Annotated in this window: 1 protein-coding gene; it reads left to right on the forward strand. The window is 37.9% G+C overall.

Going from position 1 to position 1,082, the window contains the following annotated elements:
* Window positions 1–199: 199 nt before the first annotated feature.
* On the forward strand, window positions 200–820 hold the full coding sequence (locus tag H5072_RS20130) for an FKBP-type peptidyl-prolyl cis-trans isomerase (protein ID WP_002962890.1): 621 nt from the start codon (window positions 200–202) through the stop codon (window positions 818–820).
* Window positions 821–1,082 lie beyond the last annotated feature (262 nt).

A 1,082-nucleotide genomic window follows, 5' to 3' on the forward strand; every position in this document is an offset into this window, starting at 1 on the left:
TGCAGTGCCATTTTTATTGTCTGGTGAATCTGGATTATTAGCTATTCCTTTACTTGTTGGAATTTTATTCACTTTACCGCTTTGTAGTTATATTGTTGGCCTAATTAAGCTAAAACTCAGCAAAAACTAGCCCCAAACGGGGTTTATTTTGTGATAGCATATACGTGTCTTTTAACTAACAAAACGTGAAAAACACATTATGTCAGATAATTTTACTACAGATGCTGAAAAAGCAAGTTACGGTATTGGCTTACAAATGGGTGAGCAACTTAAGTCTAATCCTTTTGAAGGCTTAAACCTAAATTCAGTATTTGAAGGCATGAAAGATGCGTACGCTGGTAGCGCATTTCAAGTTGAGATCCCTGAGATTCAAGCTGCATTCGAAAAGATTAACGAAGAGATCCAAGCTCGTCGTGAAGAAGAATCTAAAGTACTTTCTGCCGAAGGTATTGCATTCTTAGAAGAAAACGCAAAACGTCCTGAAATCACAGTAACTGAGTCTGGTCTTCAATACGAAGTACTAGCGACTGGCGAAGGCGAAAAGCCAACAGCTGAGTCTACAGTACGTGTTGATTACCACGGTACACTAATTAACGGTACTGTGTTTGATAGCTCATACGAGCGCGGTCAACCAGCTGAATTTCCAGTTGGTGGCGTAATCAAAGGCTGGACTGAAGCATTACAAATGATGCCTGTAGGTACTAAATGGCGTATCTACGTTCCTCATGAGCTTGCTTATGGTGAACGTGGCGCAGGTGCTGCAATCGCACCTTTCTCAACGCTTGTATTTGACGTTGAACTACACGAAATCATTTCTTAATTTAAATAAATTTTAAAATTAAGAGTTTAAAAAGCCGTATTCAATCTGAATACGGCTTTTTTGTGTCTGTAATCTAAGTGTTTTATACCAATTCGATTAATTAAGTGATCTATTTTGCGCTAAGAAAATAGGGTTGATAACAAGGCAAAAACTTTTTTAACTAATTGTTATCACTAATTGCTCCTGCATTGCTCTACCTTTTGCATCCATGCAGTCGTATATCATAATTTTTTACGCAGTTAGCGCAAAGTTTAATCCCTTG

This window comes from Pseudoalteromonas sp. SR45-5 (assembly GCF_014163565.1).
Lineage (GTDB): Bacteria > Pseudomonadota > Gammaproteobacteria > Enterobacterales > Alteromonadaceae > Pseudoalteromonas > Pseudoalteromonas distincta.

Coding starts and splice junctions, on each gene's coding strand:
- H5072_RS20130 (WP_002962890.1), top strand. CDS start 200: ATGTCAGATAATTTTACTACAGATGCTGAAAAAGCAAGTTACGGTATT.